Source organism: Nostoc sp. DSM 114167 (genome assembly GCF_052692655.1).
This window is the reverse complement of record NZ_CP195116.1, coordinates 6,352,814-6,376,160: the sequence shown is the minus strand read 5'-3', so window position 1 is coordinate 6,376,160 and position 23,347 is coordinate 6,352,814. Positions and strand designations below refer to the sequence as shown.

Here is a 23,347-nt window from a genome sequence, read left to right as displayed (position 1 = left end):
GGCGGTGTTGGTGAGGGGTTGCGTGAATTCGCTGTTATCGAAGGGGGTGGTGTCGATGAACCAGCCTATGCCGTTAGCGTCGTTGTCGATGAGGATGGTTCCGCCGTTGGGGCGACCAAGGGAGTCATAGGAGGTGATAACAGCTTCGGCTAGTTGTCCGGTGGGGAGGTTTGTGACTTCAAAATTGAGGTTGATGGGTGTGGCAGTTTGCCACAGGGTTTGAGGGGTAGAGTAGATGTTAGTTAGTAAAAAGGTATTGGCATGACTGGTGAAGAATTGCTGAAACGATATGCTGCTGGGGAGAGAAACTTTAGTGGGATTGACTTGAGTGGGGTTGATTTCAATAGTATCCCTATCAATGGCACTAGTATTGATCTGACTGGTATCGATCTCAGTGGAGCCGATCTCACTCAAGTTGTGCTTGGCTCGGTTAACTTGACCAATGCCAATTTGAGTGCGGCAATCTTGCTCAAAGCTGGGATGCACGATGTTACTCTGACTGGAGCCAATCTGACTGGAGCCGATTTGAGAGGGTTGGAAGCTCATGAATCTAATTGGCAAAGAGCTAACTTGACCAGAGCTAATCTGGGATTTAGCAAGCTCACTCAATTGGATTTGACTGAAGCGATCCTCAGCCATGCCGACTTGACTTGTGCCGATCTTAGAATGTGCAAATTTGTCGATGCTGTAATGGCTTCCATTCAAGCGGTCTGCACTAAAATTACGCATGGCTTCTTCAACAGAGCTTATCTGAGAAAAGCCAATTTGGAGCGAGCTAGGATAGAGTACGCGGTGCTTGACTATGCCAACTTTACTGCGGCTAACTTGATTAATGCCGCTCTCATGTATTGTGACGCTACCAAAGTTAATTTCACCTATGCCTCTATGGGCGGTGTCGGAATTGAAACTGCCTTTACCAAAAGTAACTTCAGTAATGCCGACCTCTCCGATGGAAGTTTTTACCGACTGATCATCGAAGAGTGTAGACTTTAGGAACGCTTTCTTTCAAGGGACTCGAATAACCCAAGTTACCTTCGAGAACTGTTTGTGGGGTGAGGTAAGTAGTTTCGATACCGACGCTATCATCAGAGACAATTAAATTGGCAGATATCCCTCTAGTTATAGTGGAATGGCACTAAGAAAAGCCGAAATACTTATGGGTTAAGCGGTTTGCAATTGTTTGCGTAATTCATGCCGAGGTTTGGTCATTAAGGGGTAGGCTTTCGGGCGACGTTTACGGACTCGTGGTTCACTTCTTCCAGGGCGTAGTTTACCGCCGCAGGCATCGCTCACAGCCTTGTGAGCAATAACTTTAAGTAAAGTCCAATAAATCTGAAGACGTTTTGTTGAAGTTGCAGCTAACAATTTGGGAATAAAGTTATTTAAATGATGGCGAGTACCTTGCAGTGATAGGCGTAACGGAGAATTACCGTAAGTAGTACCTGCTGACCACATCAAACTACGAAGTAAATTATAGGCAAGCAAATAAACATAAATTTCTTTGCGTACCATTGAGGGTGTTTTACAGCGCAAAACATCCATTCCCAAAGTAGTTTTAAGATGTCTTAAATCTAATTCAACGTCCCAGCGTTTACTATAAAGCCCAACAATTTCGAGAGTAGGATAAGTTGTTTTATCCAATAGAGTAGTAATTAAACTGACAGATGAAGTGCGAAAACCAGGAATAACAATGTAGTAGTAAATTTCTCGTACAATTATGGCAGAAGGTAGAGCATCAAATTCATCCTTGCTCAATCCTTGCGGGCATCTTTTAGGTTTATACTAAGTAACAAGCTTGTCACAATCGCCAACAATTTTTCCTTTTCGCATGGTTGTTGTCCGAGATTGATGCTTACGGAATACTACATCACAACCAAGTTTAGTAATAGCAACCATATCAGCGTAAGCACAAAAAGCTCTATCCCCTAAAAGTACATCATTTGGTTTGAGAAAACTGTACAACCTTCTCGCTATCTTTATATCATGAGTGTTCAGAACATCTATGCACAAAGCAACAGCGCCTCCCGTCACCAAACTGAATATCACACCAATCTTAGCAATTGGGAAACCACATCCTCCTTTTTGACTACTAGGCCCTTGGGTATTCTTTTTGGTTCTCTATGGTGTCTGGCATGGAAACAGTTGAACCGTCTATTACTAAGACATTGCGACCACACTACAAATGTTTTTTTGTCACTTTCTCTTCTAGATTTTGTGCTGAGAAATTGAAAAGTTTCTCTAATAATTTCTCTGGGAGCCTTGCTCTGGCTTGGCAATATCCACTATTTTTCCGTTGAGGGAACTTCTACTTCTGATTCTGCTAGATGTGCAATTATTTTACTCACAGCATTATGGCAAGTTTTGTCGGTATCCAGAACCTGAGATAAAAATGCCCACAATGTTACAAACGGATCAAATAACCGCTTTTTGTATTTAATCTTTAATTCGGAAATTGCTTGTCTTATTACAAACTCTGGCAATAGTTCTTTGAAAGGTAAACCTAAACTCTGATTAAATTTATCCTTGAGGATTTGTACTCTTAGTGTCACAGTAGTAGTAATTTTGGTTTTGACTTATTCGTCTCAAAAACAGTATTTCACGGACGAGTAAGCTTTTTTTACTTCCAAAAACTTTTGGACAATTGTACATCATCCCTCCATTAGCGATCGCCTGCCTATGCCATTACTGCTCGTCCCGCATTTCAAGCTATAGCTCCTATTCCACATAGCTTAGAGCTTTTCTTAGTGCCATTCAATTATAGAGTTAGTGTACAACTAATAAAAGCCTAAAAATTACCAAAGCCACTAATAAAGGTGACAAGCTTTCTGCTTGAAACAGTTTTGTATTAACTGTGCTTTTGATTATACGGTAATTGCCAGTTTCGATTATCTAATGTTGAATCGCAGATTTGACGATCGGGCGATCGCTCCTGCTGTGTACAAGTGCGATTGCCCCTCTCAAGCGTAACCTTTCACTGACCGATGCCGATTTAGCCTTTTTAAAACGGTCTTTCAACCGAACTGTTGGGGTCGCTTGATGACTGTGGTGGCCAGTAGTGCAGTAGTAAGGCGATCGCACTTTTGGCAGTGCCAAAGACGATTGGTTTTGGGTGACAACCAATGAAATCTTTCAAGAGGGTGACTTTGATGAAGAATTTGAAGATGCAGATAACGATACTCAAGCGCGACGAATTCAATTATTAGGAAAATTAGAATACATTTTTGTTGATGAGTATCAAGATGTTAGTGAAAAGGAGTATCGTCTGATTAAGTCAATTGTTGGGTTAAATCAATCTGAAGACGAAACGCGCTCGGTGCAAATTAATCTTTGCGCTATTGGTGATGATGACCAAAATATTTTTGAATTTAATGGAGCTAGTACCAAGTATATCCTTCAATTTGAACAAGAATATAAAGCCAAAAGATTACTACTGACCGCAAATTAACGTTCTACAGATAATATTATTAAAGTTGCTAATGAGTTAATTTAAAAAAATCCTAAAAGATGTAAATAGGCTCCAGAAGAACAAATTCGCATTAACCATGAGAGGCAAGTAACTAAGGGACAGCCTGTTAGAGCTTTGAATTTCAAAAATATATCTTAGCAAGCTGGGTGGATTAAAGATAATATCAAAGTGTGGCTAGACTCAGGCTCTTTCCCAAATGAGATTGCTATTTTAGCACGTAACTGAGATGAACTTAATCATATAAGATTGCTATTAGAAAAAGAAAATATTTCTACTTATACTTTGAAAAATAATACTATACCTTTAGTCAATAATCGTTCTACTCAATTGCTGATTAATGCTTTACAGAAAGACTATAGCCTAGTTTTAAATCCTGAAGAATCAGTTCAGCAAAGATGTGAGGATTTTTTTGAACGTACTGGTCGTAGCTTAACAGAACCTACCGTTAAAACTTTAATTAATATTGCTATAGATTTAGATCGAGAGCGAGGCTATGGATCTGAAAATTTTGTTGTTATTCCTCAAATACGAGTGTGCAGAAGCCCCGTAAGACTGCAGGAAGCATGAAAAAACTGGGTTAAAAGAAGCGTCAAAAATCTCAGGCTAGTCCAGGGGATGTAGAACCCGCATTTCTCGCCACAATTCTCAAACCCTTATAAAATCTAGATTCTGGTTTTTCACACAAATCCAAAAATCATCTATCAAAAATGTCCGAAACATATTCTGGCTAAGGATTATGAGGATTGCGATCGCTCTTTCTTGTGAGAAATCCGGGAGAAACCCCTGGCTCAAGCAAAGCTAGCTCCTGGGTAGTTCATTTGTCTATCCATTTCACCACCCAGGAGCAAGATAATAATATTGAACTCTCGGTCAATGTGATATTTTTTCTGTAACACTTATTGTCTGCCTTACGATTGAGTACATTTTCCCTATCTCAATCACTGTAAGGCTTTGGGTTTCGCACTTCTGACTAAACTCCAGGTCTAAACTAGTCAGGAGCGCATCTGTGGCTGCAACAAATTGAATTTTTCTTTAGTCTTTTGAACAGTCGTTTGATTTTTTAAGAAGGTATCTACTATGAATCGAATTCTCAAACGCGCATTTCTACCCAGTTTCATGGCTGCCAGTTTAACTGGAATCTCCTTAGTTCCTCTTCAACCAGCAGCAGCTAACGACCGAATTTTAGGAGATGCAGCCCTTGGTGCTGGTACTTGTGTAGTAACTGGAGCTGCTAGAAGACGTGGTAGTGTTTTACGCAATGCTGCTAAGTGTGCTGCGGCTGGTGCTGCCGTCAATTTAGTTGGACGTAAGAAAAAACGTAACTTAGGTAGAGATGCCGCAGTCGGGGCAGCAACTAGCGCCGGAGTTCGCGCTATTATTGGCGGGCGCGAAGATGTGGCTGGCGATTTATTAGATGGCGCAGCAGCAGGTGCAGCTATTAATATTTTGAGGAAATAAACAATAATTCGTAATCTCTAATTTTGAGAGTTTACGAATTTATCTTGCAACTTCTCTGGCAAAATTAGAGAAGTTGCTTCCACTAGATAGGTGGTTATAAACTCAAAAGAATTTGTAGTAGTATTACATTTTTGATTTTTATTCCTTTTCCCCCTTTGCTAACAAGACTTACTGATGCTAAATTTCCAATACTTGCAATACTTCAGGGGAATTTATCAACAAGGGTGAATTAGTAGATGCTGTAGCAGCAAAGGCCAACATCACAAAAAAAGAAGCATTGGAAGTGATATCAGCTTTTTTAGAAGTTGTTACCGAAGCTGTAGCGAATGGGGATAAGGTAACATTGGTTGGTTTTGGCTCATTCGAGCGACGCGAACGTTCCGAATGTGAAGGGCTGAATCCAAAGATAATATTTTTAATCTCTAATTCCATTTGATTTGCGTTCTCTCATATCGCTTTTAGTCTAAACTCCAGTTAAACGAATAACAATAAATCTGACATCAGGCGAAGCAGAAAGCCTAGAAAAGTACTGCTCAATCACAGGACGGCCAACAACCGATATCATTCGGGAATTAATCCGTTCTTTACCAACTGGAGAAACACCTAATACAGTTTGAACTGTTTGATTAGCAGCGATCGCCCTCGATCCCTCCTAGATAAACGGCACAAACTATGTGGGGATCGTTAGCATACAACAGACAGTAATTGCACTGTTTGATTTTTGGCATAATACCAGTTTATCCAGTATAAGTAGGGTAAAGTGTAACCATATTGCCTGCCTTAATTGTGTTGCCTTGGGAACACTCGCCTAGCCGTGTAACTCCACTTAAAAATAATTTTTGTCAGATGTAAGAGATTTATGAGCAAAAATAGAAATACTGGATATATTATTGTATCTATTGGTGTTATTGGCATATTTAGCTTAATTTTAGTGAGTATCTTTGGTATACAGAGTCTACTTTTCTTATGTTCGTGGAGTACGAATCAAGGAAATTGCTTCCTGCCAATAGCAATATTATTAGCTATTACTTTTGCTCTTGGTGTGATATTCATCATAATATTAAAACATGGTCTAAAAAAGCTGAACTAATCAGAATGTTAATTTCTTATCAGAACTGCTTAGTTACTCTTCAGGAGATAAATCAAAAGAAGCAGAAACTATACTCAAGCGCTACCTTTGCAGAAGTGGTAAGTAGCCAGTAGGTCTGCTAAATAATGGAGACAGCAGTTCTCAAGCGGTTTTACAAAATGTTACGAACAATAAATTCATCCTACATCAGTTTTTTATTATTAATAATTTGTTGGCTAATTTCAATAGGTATACCAAAAGTTTGGTAAAGATTTAATAAATCACTTTCGCTTGGGTTAGCAATTTTGCTTAACTTCTGCTTACCAAGCGATAAGACTTTTTGGTATTTTTCATATTCTTCTTGGAAAATCAAATTATCTTTTGGCTTGTATCCAAGATAAAACATTCTTCTCATTAGTTTGCGGAGGATATAACCATGCTGAGAATTGCTAGGCGTTATCCCTTCACTCATAATCCAATTATAAGTTCGGTAGTGGTCTTTTAAAATATGGTTATCAAAATTTTGGCAGAAGCAATCTATCTCATAAATACTTTTTTTATTGCTTAACACATAAGTTAAACTCGTTTATGTATAGGTTGTTGATGCCCTTCAAACATGGGTTTAAATGGTATCATCCCAGCAATTGTGTAGAGCAAATCCTTATCTTGCGAGATTAAGGGATATTCTGGTAAATGAGAATGCCCATGTTCTTCATAAAATTTAATAAATTGTTGTTCGATTTGGCGACTTAATTCAAAGCCGCCATTTATGCGTCCTGCATTTTCATTTTTCGCCTCTGGTATTTATCTATATAGCCAATTGTAACACACATAATACAAATTAGATATATTAACTTGAGATAACAGTGTGCAATTTGCCTCAGCACTCATCAGCAGTGCATTTGCTCTAGGTTTAATGTTGATCGAGTTTGAATATAGCAGGATTACGAAAGCTTGTAGTTCCTTTTGGAAAATACGGCTTCATAATTCACTATGTTATTCTTGAGCATGATGTTGTGATACTACGCATCTATCATGGGCGAGAAAATCGACCTCGCTAGTAAGCTTTTCCTAAACCCAGGTTTCACCCCATCCACTCAACCCAATCAGGAGCCACAGCTACCAACTCCCCAAACATCACAGGCTCTAGCTCATCAAACGCCAAGATCGCGCCCCAACGCTCGTCAGGAGTGAGGGTAGAGAGAAACTCTTTTACCGCATTCATCCCATCCTTCACCCGTTCCATGACCACCGCAGCATAATATTTAACCTGTTGAAACCGCTCCATCGAACGGGAACCACCACGTGCAGGTTTTATCGCTGTCCCAACAATTGGTTAAGCACATCGGCTAGGCGATAGCCTGCCAAGCTCATTCGACGTTGAGCAATTGGTTTAGCTGTAGCAGCATAATTTGCTGGTAAGAGTTTCCCATCATTCTTATCACTACTACCAGAAAGTTTTCCATTTAGATATGCGTCTTGTTTTGCTATTCTAAAGCTTTCCAACTTCGCCCAGTTATTAAATTTAGTTTCTCTTAATTCAGGTAATTTATTACGTTGGTAAGATGATCTAAGGCTAGTAGCAGCGTTACGAACTGTTTGAAACCTTTCGCTGCCAACAATTAGGTCATCCCAGAATTTATGCAAACTAATCGTTTGGCTATTTGGTTTAACTCTAATGTAAAAACATGTACCGCCTCGATCGCCTTCTGGTTGAGGGTACTGATTAGTTATTAGTTTGGTAGTATGCAATAGCTGATGCACATCCCCTATTAAATGGAACAGCCAACATATTGCAACTGCTTTGTCACTGTTACTGGCATTGCTTTTAGATCTGATTCGTAAACAAAAGCTTAAGATGCCATCCGCCTTATCATCTATTTATCTGAGATGATATTGGATGATGGTAATTTAATATTACTAGGCGCACTTTCGCAATGGAGTGGCAGATGATGCAGATCAGATAGGTGAAACAGGAGGGTAAAAACTATCTTTGGTGGTTCGCTGATTTAAAAAACTAGAAGAGGAATTAATGCACTGTAATAGCTTATGGAGTTTAATTTAGATAGGATTCTGGTAAGCACTTATCCAGGTACAAGGTAAGGGAAAGAGTAAAGCGACTGTGGTATTCCCATCAGGGTGCTTGAGTAGTTTCTGTTTTGCTTCATTAGCAAATGGTTGTGCTGGGGCTTGAGCCTGTGTCATTTCTGGGGCATCAATTCCACAAAGCTCAACTTCAATTTGACTACCATCGGTTTGGCGGACTGTGATGCTGTCCCCATCTGCCACTTGGGTAACTATCCATTCTTCGGTGAGTGCAATGGATGGTTGGTTAGTTCTTTGGAAAATCAAGATAGCGCTGATGATAGCTCCAGCGATCGCAATTTAAGATTATGGGAGTTCTGCACAATGGCTTCATCTTGCAAATTCTTTTGTTGCAATATAAGAAACCACAATTTTAACTGCGCTGAACATTCATTAGTGATTGTTTTGTCAAGTTATGCAAACAGAATATATACGATCTGCCATAGACAATCCCCTGCCTCTATCTTGCTGAGGCAAACGTGCTTTTTGCGCATTCAAACGAACGCGAGTAGTGTCTCGTAGAGAAGATGCTCCCGCGCTCGCCCTCACCCCCACCTCTTCGCCCAAGCCAAGCATCGGAATGTGCCGCCCTTTTTCAAAGAGGAAAGCTCTTTATATGGAGGGATAGGGGGAATAACTGTTAACTGTTGACTGACAAAGTAGCCATACTAGCTGTTTGAAGAACTAGTTTGATTGAGAAGGTCAATAGCATCTTGGTCGAGATTTATATTGACAGCTTTGATGATATCGTTGAGTTGCTCAATCTTTGTTGCACTAACAATAGGAGCGGTAATGGTCGGATTAGCAATGAGCCACGCCAGAGAAACTTGGGTGGGAGTAGAATTATAAGTATTTGCCACCCGATCAACTGCCTTTAGAATTCGTAAACCACGAGGGTTTAAATATCTTTTTACAGAACTACCACGCAGACTAATAGACAAATCTTTTTCTGAGCGATATTTACCAGAGAGAAAGCCACTGCACAGAGAGGAATAGCTAATCACGCCAATTGAGTGTTCTTGGCAAATTTGTTGTAAATCCTGCTCATAACCATCTCGGTCATACAAGTTATAACGGGGCTGAAGGCTTTCGTAACGAGGATAGCCATGCTGACGGCTAATTTCTAGTGCCTGTGTCAAACGCTCTGCACTATAGTTTGAAGCACCAATCGCACGTATTTTTCCCTGACGAATCAATTCTGCGTAGGTTTCAAGGGTTTCTTCAAGTGGAGTGGTTTCATCGTCGATATGCGATTGATATAAATCAATATAATCAGTTTGTAACCTTTGTAATGAGTCTTCAACAGCTTGTTGAATGTGTTTACGAGAAAGCCCTTTGCCTTTAACGCCCATGTCATTGCCAACCTTAGTTGCAATCACCACTTGGTCACGATGACCACGCTGCTGGAGCCATTTTCCTAAAATTGTCTCAGACTCTCCACCAATATTTCCTGCAACCCACTTTGAATAAACATCGGCTGTGTCAATAAAATTACCTCCAGCCGCTATAAAGCGATCTAAAATATCAAATGAACTATTTTCATCAATAGTCCAGCCAAACACGTTACCACCAAAAGATATTGGTGATACTTCTAGTGCTGAACGTCCAAGTTTACGTCTTTGTGTAATCACCATAAGTTTTCTCTCAAGACAGTTTTAGAATTACTTGTACCAACTATAGAGGTTTCCTCTAAAAAACTGGCAAAGGATTTGGGCAAACCCAACCTACAAAAATCGATAAACTTGTTGAATCTACGATACGAAAAAATTTTCTTATTTTGAGAAAATTCTAGAGGTAAATATGATTAAACGCTTAAAAGTATTGTTTTTGACTGCAATTGTGACTGTTTCCTTTATTGGAGTAACTGCTACTCATGCAAAAGCGAATACTTACCTTGCTGGAGAATTTACAGTTACTTTGGATGATGGAGAAAATGGCAAAACCTACAGAGGTTGTGATGCTCAGGGGAAATGTATAAATTTAGAAAATGGAACATCTTGGCGTGATAATGGTTATCGGGGTATTACTTGGGAAAATAGCGATTATACTTATTCAGTTTCCTGGCGTGAAAATGCCAATGAAGGAATGTATTTGAATATTTACAACAAAGATAAGCAGATATTACGCTGTCAACTAGTAGAGACAACTGAAAATGTGGGAACTCTCAAGGGTGTAACTTATTGTGATGTAGTGAATATTACATCTGGGCAACTGGCACTTCGTGATAGCCCGAATGGACAATCTAGGGCAGGTCTTGATAATGGCAATAATGTTTTGTTGAAGAAACAAGAGGGTATCTGGGCTTATGTAAGTGTCGTTCAAGGGCCCAATACTAGAGTTAATGGTTTGTCAGGATGGGTTAATTCAAATTATCTACATTTTAACCATTGTTCTTGAAACTGGTTTGGACAACTTTTATACCCAAAGGTTTGCTGCATAACCTTACTATTATACATCGTACAACCATTCCCCCAAACACCGTGAATAATTGTATTAATTCCTTGAGAGCGATAGTAACGAACTCTTTCACGAATCGTTTGTTCATCAGCATTATTGGTAACTTGATAGCGAGTTAAATAAATTCCTCTAATTACTTTCTTTTCCCAAGGCGTTTGAGGCAATTGGATTTTTTCTTTTCCTGAACTCTCTGAATATCCCGTCTTATGCCTGCATTCGCGCCAACTTCTGCAAGTCAAGTTTTGAGATGAATAATACTTATCCAGTCACCTCCTTCAGAACCATTTCCACTAAACCGCTCAGGAACACCAGGCCAAATATTGTTACCATCCAATGCTTGAATTTTGCTAACTGTTAATTTATTGTTATCTAGTTTAAGAATGTAAATTTGACATGCATCGACTAAGCGCCATTTTAAATTTTCTTTTTCCGTAAATAAAATAATATTTGAGGAAAGGGAAATTCCTTTTTGTTGAAATTGCTGACGTAATCTATCAGGAATCATCCCTTTATTTAAATCTCCTTGTATAAAATTTTCGCTCTCAAACAATAGTTCCTCATTCATAATCCAGTCGCCATGCAATGAGACAGTAAACTGATAGATATTATTTTGGTGAAAGACAGCTTTTTGCGACCAATCATCAGGTGTAATTAATCTAACAGCTTCTGTATAAGCATTATTTTCACTTGTCAAAGGTTCAACTTCTGTAATTAGATTCATATTACTATCCAATATATCATTGCCCATTGCCCAACGGATAGATTTTATTTCAGTTTTTGTAACTTGAACTGGCTCAACTTTCATTGGCAATATATAAAATACTTCACCTTTCAACACATTATCCGTATGAGCTAAAACAGATATACTACTCTTATGTAAACTATCAATTCTTACTGGTTTTTGAAATTGAATTACTAAACCTAGTTTAGTAAATAAATCTCTCAAATCCTGAGATTTTAAATTAAATAATTGATCCTCTGGGACATTGTTATAATTTTCCTGCGCTTCTGCAATAGTAGCTTCTAAAACTTGATCGTGATGCCAACTAGCATTGATTATGCGATTGAATTCTGTTATGGCTTCTCTAGTGGTTTCTTTCTGATTAATAGGTGTTGCAGGATTTTCTTGATAATTCGCTAGTACAGAATTATCATTTTTATTATTTATAGGTGATATAGTGCTTTCTTGACTACCAATCTTTCTTCGGCAATCATAAACTGTTACATTATTAGGATTACCTAAAAATACTGCCAGAGGTGCATAATAATGCGCTATACCATGCGGTAGTTGAGGTTGAGGCTCTAATTTTCCTTCTTTGTTTTTTTGTTTAGGCCATTCTACATTGCCAGTAGCTGTTCGGACAGGAATTAACCAATAATCACCTACCTGATAAAAGTTATTCTGAGTATCTGCTTGAAATTGAATCTCAATTCCATCTTCAAGGGGGAACCATTTATTACTCCCTTCAGATAAATTTACTTCGACTTCTTTAGAGTCCCAACGGCGTAATAGAGGGTGCTTTTCTGGAAACAATGTGTTGCTCTTGCTATCTCCTGAGAGAATTACTTGATTTTCAATGCGATCCACTTGCTCAACTTTTAGTAGTTGGCGATCGCTATCTCCAAGTATATAATCATCATTGATGATTTCAACCCAATCACCTGCTGATAAACTAGAATTTTTGTCCTTTCCTAAATGTTCTAGCTTGAATACAAGGACTGAAGAATTTGTCTCAGGAGATGTCACAATAGGAAAAACAATTGAGCTATTTTCGCGTGACCAAACAAATGATAGTTGATTAGTAGTAGAAACTCTAAAAATTTCCGCTCGATAAAGATGGTTTTCAGTACCACGAAATTTGGAATTAAACGGAATAACACATGGATCGTTTATTCCTGTAGAACTAGGCTTTGTAATTCTGGCAATAATTTTGCCTTTTCCAGGCTTCAATAATTCTTGACCTAGCACACTCTGAAAATAGTTACGATCCTTACTAACTTGCTTCGCAACCGTTTCAATATCTTGATTATCTTTTAATTGTTTGAGCTTAACTTGCCAAACTAACTTAGAGCGAATTGCTGTATCTGCTCCCCCTAAAGCAACTTCACGAATATTAATTTTGAAGTCGTCACGATCTTCAATCGGGGTTATCTGTCGTTCCCAAACATCAAGATAAGCAAGATATGTTGCTCCATTTAATTGAACTTTACAAGTATCTGTGGCTTCCGGCGTAAAATCTGGCTGCTGAAGATAAGATACAAATTCCTCATTTTCACAAAGTATACCATCTACATAATAGTTGCCTTTGCCAATTAAATACTTTTCAGATTGGAGTAATTGCTTTAGTTCTTGTTTTTCTTCCTCACTAAGATTGTTAATATTATTAATTTGCTCCTTTGTGGCGATAAATTCAAAGCCACAATTCTGCTCTGGGCCACCTTGTAGTCCAAATATATCTTTGGCCAAAGTTTGCAAGCGATTTAGTAAAATTGATGTCTGTTCGTTGAAGTCTGCATCTAATTGCACTCTACCTTGTTGCATCAATACTCGAAGAAAGTGCTTACTTTTGTCGTAGGTATCACGAGTAAAATCGCCTCTAAATTCTCCTTGCATAAAATCCTCTTTAGCTAGCGTAAATAATGCCAATTTCAGTATTAGCGGGTGTATATTCATCTAAACGGATGCGTAGGTTAGCCTCTTTTTGAGGCTGATATAGATTGTGAAAAGCACCCATTTCTGATTCATCATCAGCGCCACGTTTGATTTCTTCAGCACAGGTTGACGCTAACTGACAATAAGTAGGTGTGCCATAACGTATACTGTTGAATTGAGGTTGTAAGTGATGTCTGGTAACAAGCAGGTTTGCATCTAACTGTTCTGCCTCTAGTTCAGTTTCTTGTCTAATCTTTTGCTCCCCTAAATCGGGTTGACAATTATACCGACGTGGTGTGCGTGAGTTGGGCATCACGTAGCAGAAACGGATACAACCTTGTTGACGACGAGCAACAAATATAATGCCGTTAAAAATACTGTTTTCTGCTAAATCAATTGTATGTGCTTGAATCTGACCAATGACTGTGCAACGTGCAATAGTCAACCGTACATGGGCTATGGAGTAACCTGCTGCACCGATCGCTTCACCTTCTATACTGATAGCATCTATAATGCTATCGCTAATATTTATGGGTAAAGGGTCAGTCTCTACCTCATCTTGGTTAACCTGAATAGAGCCAATAATACTGTGTGCGATCGTTACGCACGCATTGATATTAAATAACTCCAAACTTGGCTCGCTAGAACGTCGGGGTTCACAGTCACAATGTAATGACCAACCCGGCACTAATGTAGAATGACGGATAATAATCGCAGCTGGTTTTTGCATAATAGAGGTAGAATAATCTCCAAATTGAGTTGGATTACCTTCTATATGCACTCCCCGACCAGTAATCAATAAGCCATCAAGAACAAAGCAACTTCCTGACTCTACTGTGACATTTAAAGCGTCACCCAAAGAAGTTCTCCAATCTAGAATGCGTATCACCGGACGCTTGTGGTTAGCTGCACGTAATTGCAGACTTTGATTGTTTTCCAGTTCAATATTAATTCGTTCTACATAAACACCACTATCAATAATTTCAATCACAGCATTATGGGGTTTATCTCGCTGCCACTGTGAGATTGCTTCAGTAATAGTTTGATAATACCCTCGTGAAGTTTGACTGACGCTGTAATGAGCATAATGCTTTCTGATTTGAGATGGAAAAGCTTCTTCTAATAGCAAACGATTACAGCGAATCAGTTCTTTACCTTGGAGATTTTGCTGAACCAAACGTTTAGTTTTGGCACTCAAGGTGATAGATGCAAAACGTTGTTCATCATAAAGGCTTTTACCTAAAAGTAGTTGATTTAGCTCTGGAAGCAAAACTGCAATTAAAGCTGGTTCCGGAGGAGGACTGGTGTAGGCATCCAAAAGCCTTTGGGTATCACTGGACAATTGCGATCGCAAAAACTCGGATAATGCAGAAGCATCTTGTTGTGAGCTAAAAATTGCTGGCTCTTGAATATCACCAACATCAAGTAAGAAATGTGCTGTAGAATCTAACAAAGTTCGGTCATATTCACCACCACCAATATCAGCACTGAAACCATAATGATAAGAAACCCAAACACCATTTTTTGGTAACTGGCGGATCGGAAAAATCATCCGCCCTAATTCTGGGTCAACTGCTATATGGTCTTGCTCTGGTTGATAATTCCAATCACCCAGATCGGCAATAACAATTTGCTCTGGAGAGATTAGATGCAGTTTTGAGCCAACACCTTTCCAAACTTGCAAACTTTTGGTAAATTCTTCTGGATTTGGGTTTGAATCAAAATAATCGCTTTTGTGAGATTGCAAAACTTGCCGTTGAATGGGAATAGGTAAATTTAATTCGCAATCAATTTGGGTTGCATCTCTTGCTAATTGGGGACGAGTGTAAAGCGGAGTGTCGTTACCAGTAATACTAAATGTGTAGCAGTTAGAGCTAACTTCTTCCAAACAAAAAGCTGGTGTGACAGTCATCGAATAAGCTTTTAATCGCCAAACAAAAATACCAATATTTGGAGTATTATACTTTCCAGGTTGCTCTTGTGAAGAAATATGGTGGATATCTACTGTATGAGCTAATTCATCGAATGGGCTATTTAACTTTGTGATTTCATCCACCTGACGCAGATTTACTGTTGTTGAGGTTGACGAACGCAGGTGATTGATATGCTGTGTTTTGCTAACTAGCCGATCGAATTCTACAACTCGTATCGGCCAACCAGCTATTTTATCAGCTAGCAATTCCAACAAAGCTAGCGTCCCCTTGCGCCGTCGATAGCGAATAGTATTTGCTACTTCCCGACGAGGATTTAAAATCTTGTTATCTTGCTGTTTTGTACCAGAACTACGAACGCTTTGATAACCAATTAAATCACCAATGTATGGTACTACCCAATCTTGGCAAGTTTCAATAAACCAGTTCTCATAGAGTTGAGTAATATCTGCTTCAACAATATCTACTTGTTCAGCAATGACACGCAATAAATCCCGTAGGGGATAGCCAAGTTCTGCATCACGTATGCGGTAAACGGCTGGCAACAGTTCATAAAGACGGTCTGGGGAATTGCTCATGATTTCAACTCCTTCAGAATTAGTGTATCTGGTACTTTCGGGTTGAGAATAGCTAATTGAGCCGGGAAAAGTTGGTTTGTTGTTGAATCAAAAACAGCCAAGTTTACAGGAATCCATTGTTTTGGTTGTCCATTTCCACGAGTACTGCCTACTTTTGCCAGTTCTTGAAGTTTGGTATTTAAAATGCCTGGATTTTGGGCTTCAGTTTCGGAAACGCTATCTAAAATATCTACATCCACGTAGTCTACGCCAGGTACTTGTTGAATCGTGCTGATAACTCCACTGAGGACAATATTTTCTCCTAATTCCTGACGTTCAAAGCTAAATTTATCAAACAACGCAGTGCGAATTATCAATGCTACAGATTCCCATTGATAATTTGCTAAAATTCGCACATTGGCACTGATAATTAACAGCATTAGTTCCCGCATATCTATTTTTAGTGACTGATAGGGGTCGCCAAACTGGTATAATGCTTGCACAAAACTACGATATAAATCTGAATTTCTATCAATATAGATATCATCAGCCCCAGCAATGGTAATGTGCAGAATTTGCTCCGAACCATTTGAAAGACGTTGAGCATTTGATTTGCCAATTCCAGTAAAAGTACGCGCAAAATTGGCATAATCCTGTACGGAAACTGCACGGTTGAGAGATGTTATGCCAACGGGTGCATTGCGGCGTATTTCATAATCGCTTTCTGGGTCTGCGCCTCCTGTCGCTGCTATGGGGTTGAGTACGCCACTCAAACCTAGAGGTTGCATTGCCAGTTGCGTAATTTTTTCTGCTGCAACATTACCACTTTTGCCAGTGCCAGCGCGGTAAACTGCTCTGACATTTTCAATCCCACTAGGCAACCTAGCTCCATGTTCGCCATTGCCAAAGATAATAGTTGTATTGCCATCACTATCAGTTTGGGTGACATAAGCGCGGTCTGTTGGACTTAACTCAATCAAATTTTCTACTTCTTGCCAACGGACATCATTAACATATACTTCTAAAGTGCTAGCAACACCACTAGGGATAGGTGCTGGTAGATAAGTAAGGGGCGATAGTGATAGGGTAAATTGTTGATTTGCTTTAGTACCGTCACCACTGCCCAGTATTTCAGTATGAGTCTCGCCATGAGTGGCTTTGACTACGTTGCCATAGATAATAACAGTCTCTCGTTTGTAAGAATAAGTTAAAGGTCTAGCAAATTTCAGGAATGTATGGGGTTTGTCATTGGATAAATTCGCACATATATCTTGTCTCACCCCAGCTAACATAACAACTTCGCTAGCCCAGACACCGTTGACATCAGATATATCACTGCGTTCGCCGGAGATAATTAACCAACGTCCAGGTTGGAGATTTTCGTAGAGATTGTCTAGTTCAATTTCCATCTGGTCAGATATATAATTTTGAGCGCTTGGTACATCTTTCAGGTCAATTGGTTTTTCCACCAAATTCAAATCTTCACTCTTGAGATACACTGTGGTTTTACGCATGACATCTAAAGATATATCCTGTTCTTTTAACCAAGGCTTATCTAAAGTGAGTTGGGTAATTCTTCCTACTATGTTATAGGCAATTTTAGAGATATTTTCAACTTTTATTACTTGATAAATCTCAATTTCATTAACATCTACACGTTCAATCGCTAGGTAACTTCCAGGTGTAATTCCATCATATTGAGCATCTAAGGCTAAGATATTTCGTAATTCTGATGGTAGTGTGCTAGAGGAGCTTGATATTGACTCATTTACATCTGCAATTTGCCATTCTTCATATTTTTCAATTCGCCCTTGCTGGTCAAAAATCGGCTTCAAAGCTACGTCATGTCCGAAAGGTGCAGCTTTGATTCCTAAAAACTCAATTCGGTTTAACTGATTAGCAGAATTAATTTTATTGTTGGTTAAAATTTGATATATTGCTGTGTTTGAAGCGGTATTTAAAGTATTATTAATTAACCGAAAATTAATATCAATGTTTTCGGGAGCGAAGATTTGTTGTTTTGTCCGCTCCAGTTCTAAAGCATTCGCAGGTTGTATGGATGGCAGTTTGATTAATTGTTTTATTCTTTGTTCTCTTGTATTTTCTGAATCTTCAAGAGCATTGGCAGTTTGTATGGATGGCAGTTTTATTCTTTGTTCTCTTGTATTTCCTGAATCTTCATTAGTTAACTTTTGTGTAACTTTTGGTGGTAATTGTAATGTAAGTTTTGTCCGGTTTTCCTCTGGTTGAGGCTCAATAATTTGAATTTTGCGAATGAATTGTTTAGCATCACCAAAGATCAGTAAAAGTGGATCGTTAGGTTTGAGATTCGCATTTATACCATCTAAATAAATCTTATCAATTTCGGTAACGGTTGTTGAATTAACTTGTTGTGGTTGACTCATCCGGGGCTTGAGTTGATTCAACTGGGCATAAGCTCGCAGTTTTTCGGATGTTTCAAAAAATTCTGGCGATTCGTCAGAATCAGGTATACTCTGGCTACTCAAACCAACAGGAATTTCCAAATTGTAACCATCTTCTAGGGTAAAAGCTAAATAAACGCTGGCGCTAACACCGGGACTATGTGCATAGTCTACTAATCGAGCTAATTCTACTAAGGAACGTCGCTCAATCGCAGTACGTAAGTAACCTTCATTGGCTATGCGTTCCTGATAAAATGTTAGAACGTCTGCGACAGTAGCCCAAGCATCTAGTAGAGCTAAAGACGTGTCTTGAGAATCGCGGGTTTTTAGATGTTTGAGTGAGGGAAACTTGCTGTCGCCCAGACGCGCTTTCATTGTCTCGAAAAAGCTTGCATGGGTTCCAACTCGATAAGCTAGGGTAGAAAAACCAGGTTGATTTGCTACTGATGTGGGAGTGAGAATTTCAACACCTTCACAGCAACCACAACTAGAGCGATCGCTTGGTTTATAGTTATGACAGTTACAGCTACAACTCAATTTCATCTGCCACCTCGCAAATCGAGTGTAAATTTACCGTTTTCGGGAAAGTTGGGGTTGTTGTCGAGTCGGGCAATTTCCGAAGAACCAATGGGTAAAAAACCTGCTTCAATCTCGTGATTGTCACCTGCAAAAAGACGTTCTAATTTAGTTATAGAGACGCTTTCAACGCCTGGAACACTATAAGCTTGAGCTACAATCTGACTTAATGCAATTCCTTGCCCAAAAGTCAAGTTATCGGGATGGAAAAAACCACGCCGACCATCAGCTAAAATCCGGTTACTGAAAATATCCAGTAAAGCAGCTTTGACATGACCGCGCAAATAGTCAAATTTGACATCAACTCTCATCGCTATATCTAAACAGACGTATGCTGCTCGTTGAACGATGACATCATGACCAATGCGACGATATTTTTCTAGGTCTGTGGTAATATTTTGCAGTAATTTGCGATCTACCGTTTCTTTGTTGAAGGGATCTACTGTCACCCAGACTTCATACCCACTGCCCGTCCAGCGTAAGGTGGCTGTTGCTTGTTGAACTTTTGTTGGGAAATGTTGCATTACTAATTGTGCGTAGTCATCAGCAGTAATGGCACGCTCTAATTTTTTGTGAGATAGGTGCGGTGCATATAATTTCACCTGAGATAGAGGTTCGGGTGCTGTCCCACCTTGAGCGGGGAAGGGCTGGTGTGGCTGCAATGTCGAACCACTAATTAGTTCATTGTGAAGTTCATTCTGAAGTTCATTGTGAAAAACAATATAAGAAATCGCTTCAGCACTAATATTACCTGCAAGTCCATTACCTACCCGGTAAGTTGCTTGAAAGTGAGTATTGGCTGCTGGTTTGATTCCTAATTCACCGTCTCCAAAACGCAAGTGAGCTTGTCCATCGTTGTCCATTTCCACAACAAAATGTCGATCTTCGTTGTTGCTGTCTATGAGGTCGTATTGGGGAGTCCAAGTAGAGTGATTTCCAGTATTCGTAAGTTGGATTTGGGGTAATGCTTGCTGGGGGTCTTGAATTAAGAGACTTTTAGCATCTTGGGTGAGGTTTTTTCTGGACAGAGGTTGGCTGAAAGTTAAAGGCGTTTTTTGTAAAGTAGGACGGAAGCGATCGCCTACTACTAAAATTTCTCTAGGTTCGCCTTCTTCTTGGCATCCCTGGATTATCTCTTTTCCCGGTACAGTTCCTAAATCTTCCCGTTCAATAGTGCGTCCATGATCGACTAGAATCACATTGCCTCTGGCAACACTAATATCAACTAGCTGACAATCTGGTGGGACTATTGCCGAAATACAAAGGGGAAATGGTAATGCGTCTTCTTCTGCCCATTCGATTTCTACAATTGGCTGATTGTAAAGTTCGTCTACACTTGCCTTGACATTTGTCAAGCGTACAGCATGGCGATGCTTCATATTTGCATCTTCTGGGATACCTGTTTTCGGACTTCTAATTTCTTCAAAAATTAGGATGTCACCAATTTTTAGATACAATTTTCGCTGCTGTTCGGGCGATTGAGTATTGGCGGAATTAGGCTTCTCTGGTTGTGTATGTTGTATAAATTCATCCAATAATGTAGCGGTTGTGGAACCAGGAGGAAGACAACAGGAGCGATCGCCCCAAGTATAAAATAGGATTTTGTTATGAGCCTTGTAGAGATGAATCGGTAAGGGCGTTAGCGGTTCAAATACTTCATAACTGTTAGGAGGAACATCATCTAGGTGGGGAATATCTTCTAAGATAGTGCCAAAGGGAGGCGCGTTTTTATAATTAGTAATAAAGTAGAAACTTTTTGGTTCCAGGGAAATATGATTACTTGTCTCTAACCACAACCAAGTACGTGCATTACAGCCCTCATGCATCGGATAATCAATGAGACGGGCATGACGACGGACAGAAATCCGTTGGCGGGCAGTTTCTAAATAAGCTTCGGTGGCTACAGCATCCTGATAGTAGCTGAGATAATCGCCAACATAAGCGAGGATTTCCACTAAAGTAATACCTAAATCCGGGACGTGACGTTCTTCCCAATCTGGCATTATCAGGGAGAGGCGATCTAAAATCAACTGGCGAAAACTAGCATAATCTTTGGCCAAATAGTTGATAGCTGGTTCAACTAGTTGTGGTGGCGGACAAGTTTGCTCTTGCTTGCAATCCATGTCAGTGTTACAGATGCCATCTCGGAATTTAAATTCTACTTGGGAGTAGCGCGGGTCAAAATTGGGATATGGTTGATCTGTAGGTTTGCCCTGTTCATCTAATGACACCAAGCACAAAGTATACACAGAGAAATCGCCAGTTTGGTCAAGATTAACTCTTAAGTAACTTTCACAATTTTGGGGACTTTCTATCTGTATATTAGTCACATGAAGATGGCGGATGCGATGGCCGCCTTTAATCTGGAGATTCTCTTTTTTTAAGTCTTCTGGTACCGAACCTAAAAAGTAGACATATAGCGATGCTCCGAAGGAGCCGCTACGCGATCGCAAATCATCGCTAACTTCTACATAATCTAGCCCGTTTTTTCTTTGCCTACGGATTTCTTGGCGGCGCTGTTCGTTTTGGTAAGTTAAGGTGTGGCTATTCATGGCACTGTTGTCCTAAAAGTACCTGTTTGTGTCTCCCCAGAACTTTGCACGAAATACTCCACCACTATGTAAAGGCTGGAATCAACGCTTGTTACTTCCAAAGTTTGCAGATCGATTAAATCACCCAACCATTGCTCAATAGATGCTTGAATAGTAATTTCCATAGCTTTTGCTAGTTCCGGGCTATTGGGTGCAAAAATTAAAGACAATACACCACTGCCGAAATCTGGGCGGTTGACTCGTTCGCCGGGAGTAGTAAACAGTAATTGTTCAATTAAGTCGCGGATGTGTTGATTTTCATCACTGGTGCTGGCGGTGTGATAGTTTATATCGAAATGGAAGGGAAAATCGATGTTGATTACATTCTTTTGCCTGGGTAGATTTACGAGATATTCTGGCATTAAGTTACCTCCAAATCAAAGTTGTTAATCGATACATTATTACCATTTAGATTCACAGTAGCATTGTTTCCGTTGTTGATTTCAATTCCCGAACTATTCATCACTATTGTCATAGTTTGCTTTCCGATTTTGGCTTCGATAGTTATGCTTTGCTTACCTTGTTTATCATTAATTTCAATCTTGCCAATATCGGTTTTAAGTACCTTGGTTTCTGGGTCATAAGGATTAGCGGGTACTATATTTGGAACCTTTTCATCTGCCCAAAAGCAGCCACTCCAAATGGGGTAGTCAGGATCTCCGTTTTCAAACTCAATCCACACTAAAGCACCTTTGGGTGGAATCAAGAATAACCCAACTCCTTGCCCAGCATAGGGAACGCAAGGTAATGCCCAACCGCTAGGATCGTTGCCAAAAATTTCTTGCACTTTTGCTTGCACGCGACCAATCTTCCACGGGTCGTTATTATCAGATACTACGCCTCGGTATTTGCCGTAAAAAGAAGGTCTTTGTTGATTTATACTTCCACAATTATCAAGTTTTAGTTGGTTCATACTTTTAACATCCGAATTGTTGCACCTTGTCCCTCACGTTTCAAGGTAAAACTTTGTTTATATTCGCCACGCTTGATGCGATGTGTTACTTGTTTGACGTAGTAATAACCGCCGTAAGTTTTTCCCACACCCCGCACTCCCACCAATTGACGCACTTCTAAGACATAACCATAGCGAACAGTATCTACTTCCCCAGTAGCAGTTACGGCATTCTCCTGCGAACGGCTAGCCAATAATTCGGTTTCCTTTTGAGCGAGGATTTTTTCGAGTTTATTGGTGCTACGTAGCACTTCTGTTCGTAATGATTTAGCAGGCTTATTAGCTAAAGCTTGACCGGGCGATTTAGGAACCTGAATCGAAATTGATGTTCCAGTTTTTTCATCACTAATTGATGCTTGAGGTTTAATAGATTCTAGAGCATTAAAATTGAAGTTTATAGATGAATCTACATTGGTAAACGCCCCCATATTCATTGACAATGCTGGTTGATAAGGAGTAACTTTCTTTTTTTCCTCACCCCAGTAAGCAATGTTTTTACCAGGAGTTTTATCGGGCTTGATTTCAAAAATAAAACTATTACGTAGAGCTAGTTTCTGAATAAACTGTAAGTCTGTACTTTGCTGAGTGGTAATTTGTTCTTCTTTTTTGGGTGCAAAATCTTTAGTAGTATCTTGTACATCTAATGTCAGCCCATATTTAACCTTATATTTTTGTAAAATTTGCTTAACTATTCTAGAATCAGATAAGTTTAGGTAAGTTTCATTTTTATCTTCCAGATCGAGCATAAGACTAATATCTTCACCAGTAACTATTAGCCTTGATTCCCCTGGTTGATTACTCGGTGCAATTTGATGATCGGTAATAATACCGTCGATTAATATAGGGCTTTGAATACTACGGCTTACACCGACTTTTACATTAACTATGATTTGAATAACAACTCGATTGAGAGGATTCAAAATATCTTTTTGAAGTAACCAATAATCTGAAAAGTTTTTTAATTCTTTACTCAGACTAAAGGTCATTTGAAAGGCACTGCGATCGCGGTCTTGCTGAGTCACTTCTAAGTCTATCAGCGCATCTATTACTTCATAAGGTGCAGGTGTTGGTATGGTGCTACCAATCATGAGTTTTAGGCGAATATCTGAGTCAGGCATAAGTTAACCTT

General features: G+C 39.4%; 23 protein-coding genes and 3 pseudogenes. 8 read left to right on the top strand and 18 right to left on the bottom strand.

Annotated features, from left to right (window positions below):
* Positions 1–261: 261 nt before the first annotated feature.
* Positions 262–624: pseudogene (locus NSTC731_RS27070) on the top strand (pentapeptide repeat-containing protein); the annotation flags it as partial.
* A gap of 168 nt (positions 625–792) precedes the next feature.
* A complete protein-coding gene (locus NSTC731_RS27065) occupies positions 793–993 on the top strand; it encodes a pentapeptide repeat-containing protein (RefSeq protein WP_445632178.1) in 201 nt (66 codons plus the stop codon).
* Between the two features lie 168 nt (positions 994–1,161).
* On the opposite strand, the gene NSTC731_RS27060 is transcribed toward NSTC731_RS27065, so the two are convergent.
* The 4 genes from NSTC731_RS27060 to NSTC731_RS27045 form a co-directional block, all read right to left on the bottom strand.
* Positions 1,162–1,755 carry a transposase gene (locus tag NSTC731_RS27060; protein ID WP_445627646.1) on the bottom strand — a complete coding sequence of 198 codons (594 nt, stop codon included), beginning with the start codon at positions 1,753–1,755 and terminating at the stop codon, positions 1,162–1,164.
* 27 nt (positions 1,756–1,782) lie between these two features.
* A complete protein-coding gene (locus NSTC731_RS27055) occupies positions 1,783–2,046 on the bottom strand; it encodes a hypothetical protein (RefSeq protein ID WP_445627645.1) in 264 nt (87 codons plus the stop codon).
* Positions 2,047–2,282: 236 nt separating this feature from the next.
* The gene (locus NSTC731_RS27050; RefSeq protein ID WP_445627644.1) at positions 2,283–2,549 is read right to left on the bottom strand and encodes a hypothetical protein; all 267 of its coding nucleotides are present in this window, start codon (positions 2,547–2,549) and stop codon (positions 2,283–2,285) included.
* Positions 2,550–2,889: 340 nt separating this feature from the next.
* Positions 2,890–3,120, bottom strand: coding sequence for a hypothetical protein (locus NSTC731_RS27045; RefSeq protein WP_445627643.1), 231 nt, complete (start codon positions 3,118–3,120; stop codon positions 2,890–2,892).
* Here NSTC731_RS27045 and NSTC731_RS27040 point away from each other — a divergent pair.
* The 5 genes and pseudogenes from NSTC731_RS27040 (at position 3,110) to NSTC731_RS27020 (ending at position 5,541) form a co-directional block, all read left to right on the top strand.
* Positions 3,110–3,445, top strand: coding sequence for a UvrD-helicase domain-containing protein (locus tag NSTC731_RS27040; RefSeq protein ID WP_445627642.1), 336 nt, complete (start codon positions 3,110–3,112; stop codon positions 3,443–3,445). The two genes, NSTC731_RS27045 and NSTC731_RS27040, sit on opposite strands and share 11 nt — an antisense overlap.
* 267 nt (positions 3,446–3,712) lie before the next feature.
* On the top strand, positions 3,713–4,033 hold the full coding sequence (locus NSTC731_RS27035; protein ID WP_445627641.1) for a hypothetical protein: 321 nt from the start codon (positions 3,713–3,715) through the stop codon (positions 4,031–4,033).
* 510 nt (positions 4,034–4,543) lie between these two features.
* Positions 4,544–4,924 (top strand): hypothetical protein, encoded by a 381-nt coding sequence (locus NSTC731_RS27030; RefSeq protein WP_445627640.1) that lies wholly within the window; start codon positions 4,544–4,546, stop codon positions 4,922–4,924.
* A 214-nt stretch (positions 4,925–5,138) separates the two neighbouring features.
* A pseudogene (locus tag NSTC731_RS27025) lies at positions 5,139–5,330 on the top strand (HU family DNA-binding protein); the annotation flags it as partial.
* A 76-nt stretch (positions 5,331–5,406) separates the two neighbouring features.
* The gene (locus tag NSTC731_RS27020; RefSeq protein WP_445632177.1) at positions 5,407–5,541 is read left to right on the top strand and encodes a CopG family transcriptional regulator; all 135 of its coding nucleotides are present in this window, start codon (positions 5,407–5,409) and stop codon (positions 5,539–5,541) included.
* A 654-nt stretch (positions 5,542–6,195) separates the two neighbouring features.
* On the opposite strand, the gene NSTC731_RS27015 is transcribed toward NSTC731_RS27020, so the two are convergent.
* The 6 genes from NSTC731_RS27015 to NSTC731_RS26990 form a co-directional block, all read right to left on the bottom strand.
* Positions 6,196–6,564, bottom strand: coding sequence for an alanine--tRNA ligase-related protein (locus tag NSTC731_RS27015; RefSeq protein WP_445627639.1), 369 nt, complete (start codon positions 6,562–6,564; stop codon positions 6,196–6,198).
* A 5-nt stretch (positions 6,565–6,569) separates the two neighbouring features.
* Positions 6,570–6,734: an alanine--tRNA ligase-related protein gene (locus NSTC731_RS27010; RefSeq protein WP_445632176.1), complete on the bottom strand. Its 165-nt coding sequence runs from the start codon at positions 6,732–6,734 to the stop codon at positions 6,570–6,572.
* A 343-nt stretch (positions 6,735–7,077) separates the two neighbouring features.
* A complete protein-coding gene (locus tag NSTC731_RS27005; RefSeq protein ID WP_445627638.1) occupies positions 7,078–7,281 on the bottom strand; it encodes a hypothetical protein in 204 nt (67 codons plus the stop codon).
* 26 nt (positions 7,282–7,307) lie between these two features.
* A complete protein-coding gene (locus NSTC731_RS27000; protein ID WP_445632175.1) occupies positions 7,308–7,832 on the bottom strand; it encodes a S1/P1 nuclease in 525 nt (174 codons plus the stop codon).
* Between the two features lie 222 nt (positions 7,833–8,054).
* Positions 8,055–8,345, bottom strand: coding sequence for a thermonuclease family protein (locus tag NSTC731_RS26995; RefSeq protein WP_445627637.1), 291 nt, complete (start codon positions 8,343–8,345; stop codon positions 8,055–8,057).
* A gap of 401 nt (positions 8,346–8,746) precedes the next feature.
* The gene (locus NSTC731_RS26990; protein WP_445627636.1) at positions 8,747–9,712 is read right to left on the bottom strand and encodes an aldo/keto reductase; all 966 of its coding nucleotides are present in this window, start codon (positions 9,710–9,712) and stop codon (positions 8,747–8,749) included.
* 166 nt (positions 9,713–9,878) lie between these two features.
* Here NSTC731_RS26990 and NSTC731_RS26985 point away from each other — a divergent pair, with 166 nt between their 5' ends.
* Positions 9,879–10,475, top strand: a complete 597-nt coding sequence (locus tag NSTC731_RS26985) for a hypothetical protein (protein ID WP_445627635.1) — start codon at positions 9,879–9,881, stop codon at positions 10,473–10,475.
* Here NSTC731_RS26985 and NSTC731_RS26980 read toward each other — a convergent pair.
* The 8 genes and pseudogenes from NSTC731_RS26980 to NSTC731_RS26945 all read right to left on the bottom strand — a co-directional run.
* Positions 10,460–10,708 (bottom strand): annotated as a pseudogene (locus NSTC731_RS26980) (family 10 glycosylhydrolase); the annotation flags it as partial. The gene NSTC731_RS26985 and the pseudogene NSTC731_RS26980 sit on opposite strands and share 16 nt — an antisense overlap.
* 62 nt (positions 10,709–10,770) lie before the next feature.
* Positions 10,771–13,149: a DUF6519 domain-containing protein gene (locus NSTC731_RS26975; protein WP_445627634.1), complete on the bottom strand. Its 2,379-nt coding sequence runs from the start codon at positions 13,147–13,149 to the stop codon at positions 10,771–10,773.
* 10 nt (positions 13,150–13,159) lie between these two features.
* Positions 13,160–15,697, bottom strand: a complete 2,538-nt coding sequence (locus tag NSTC731_RS26970; RefSeq protein WP_445627633.1) for a hypothetical protein — start codon at positions 15,695–15,697, stop codon at positions 13,160–13,162.
* Positions 15,694–18,642, bottom strand: a complete 2,949-nt coding sequence (locus tag NSTC731_RS26965; protein WP_445627632.1) for a putative baseplate assembly protein — start codon at positions 18,640–18,642, stop codon at positions 15,694–15,696. The genes NSTC731_RS26970 and NSTC731_RS26965 overlap by 4 nt, the downstream gene beginning before the upstream one ends.
* Positions 18,639–21,227: a putative baseplate assembly protein gene (locus NSTC731_RS26960; protein ID WP_445627631.1), complete on the bottom strand. Its 2,589-nt coding sequence runs from the start codon at positions 21,225–21,227 to the stop codon at positions 18,639–18,641. Before NSTC731_RS26960 ends, NSTC731_RS26965 begins: the two co-directional genes overlap by 4 nt.
* On the bottom strand, positions 21,224–21,628 hold the full coding sequence (locus NSTC731_RS26955; RefSeq protein WP_445627630.1) for a GPW/gp25 family protein: 405 nt from the start codon (positions 21,626–21,628) through the stop codon (positions 21,224–21,226). The genes NSTC731_RS26960 and NSTC731_RS26955 overlap by 4 nt, the downstream gene beginning before the upstream one ends.
* Positions 21,628–22,179, bottom strand: coding sequence for a phage baseplate assembly protein V (locus NSTC731_RS26950; RefSeq protein ID WP_445627629.1), 552 nt, complete (start codon positions 22,177–22,179; stop codon positions 21,628–21,630). Before NSTC731_RS26950 ends, NSTC731_RS26955 begins: the two co-directional genes overlap by 1 nt.
* Positions 22,176–23,336 (bottom strand): hypothetical protein, encoded by a 1,161-nt coding sequence (locus tag NSTC731_RS26945; RefSeq protein ID WP_445627628.1) that lies wholly within the window; start codon positions 23,334–23,336, stop codon positions 22,176–22,178. Before NSTC731_RS26945 ends, NSTC731_RS26950 begins: the two co-directional genes overlap by 4 nt.
* Positions 23,337–23,347 lie beyond the last annotated feature (11 nt).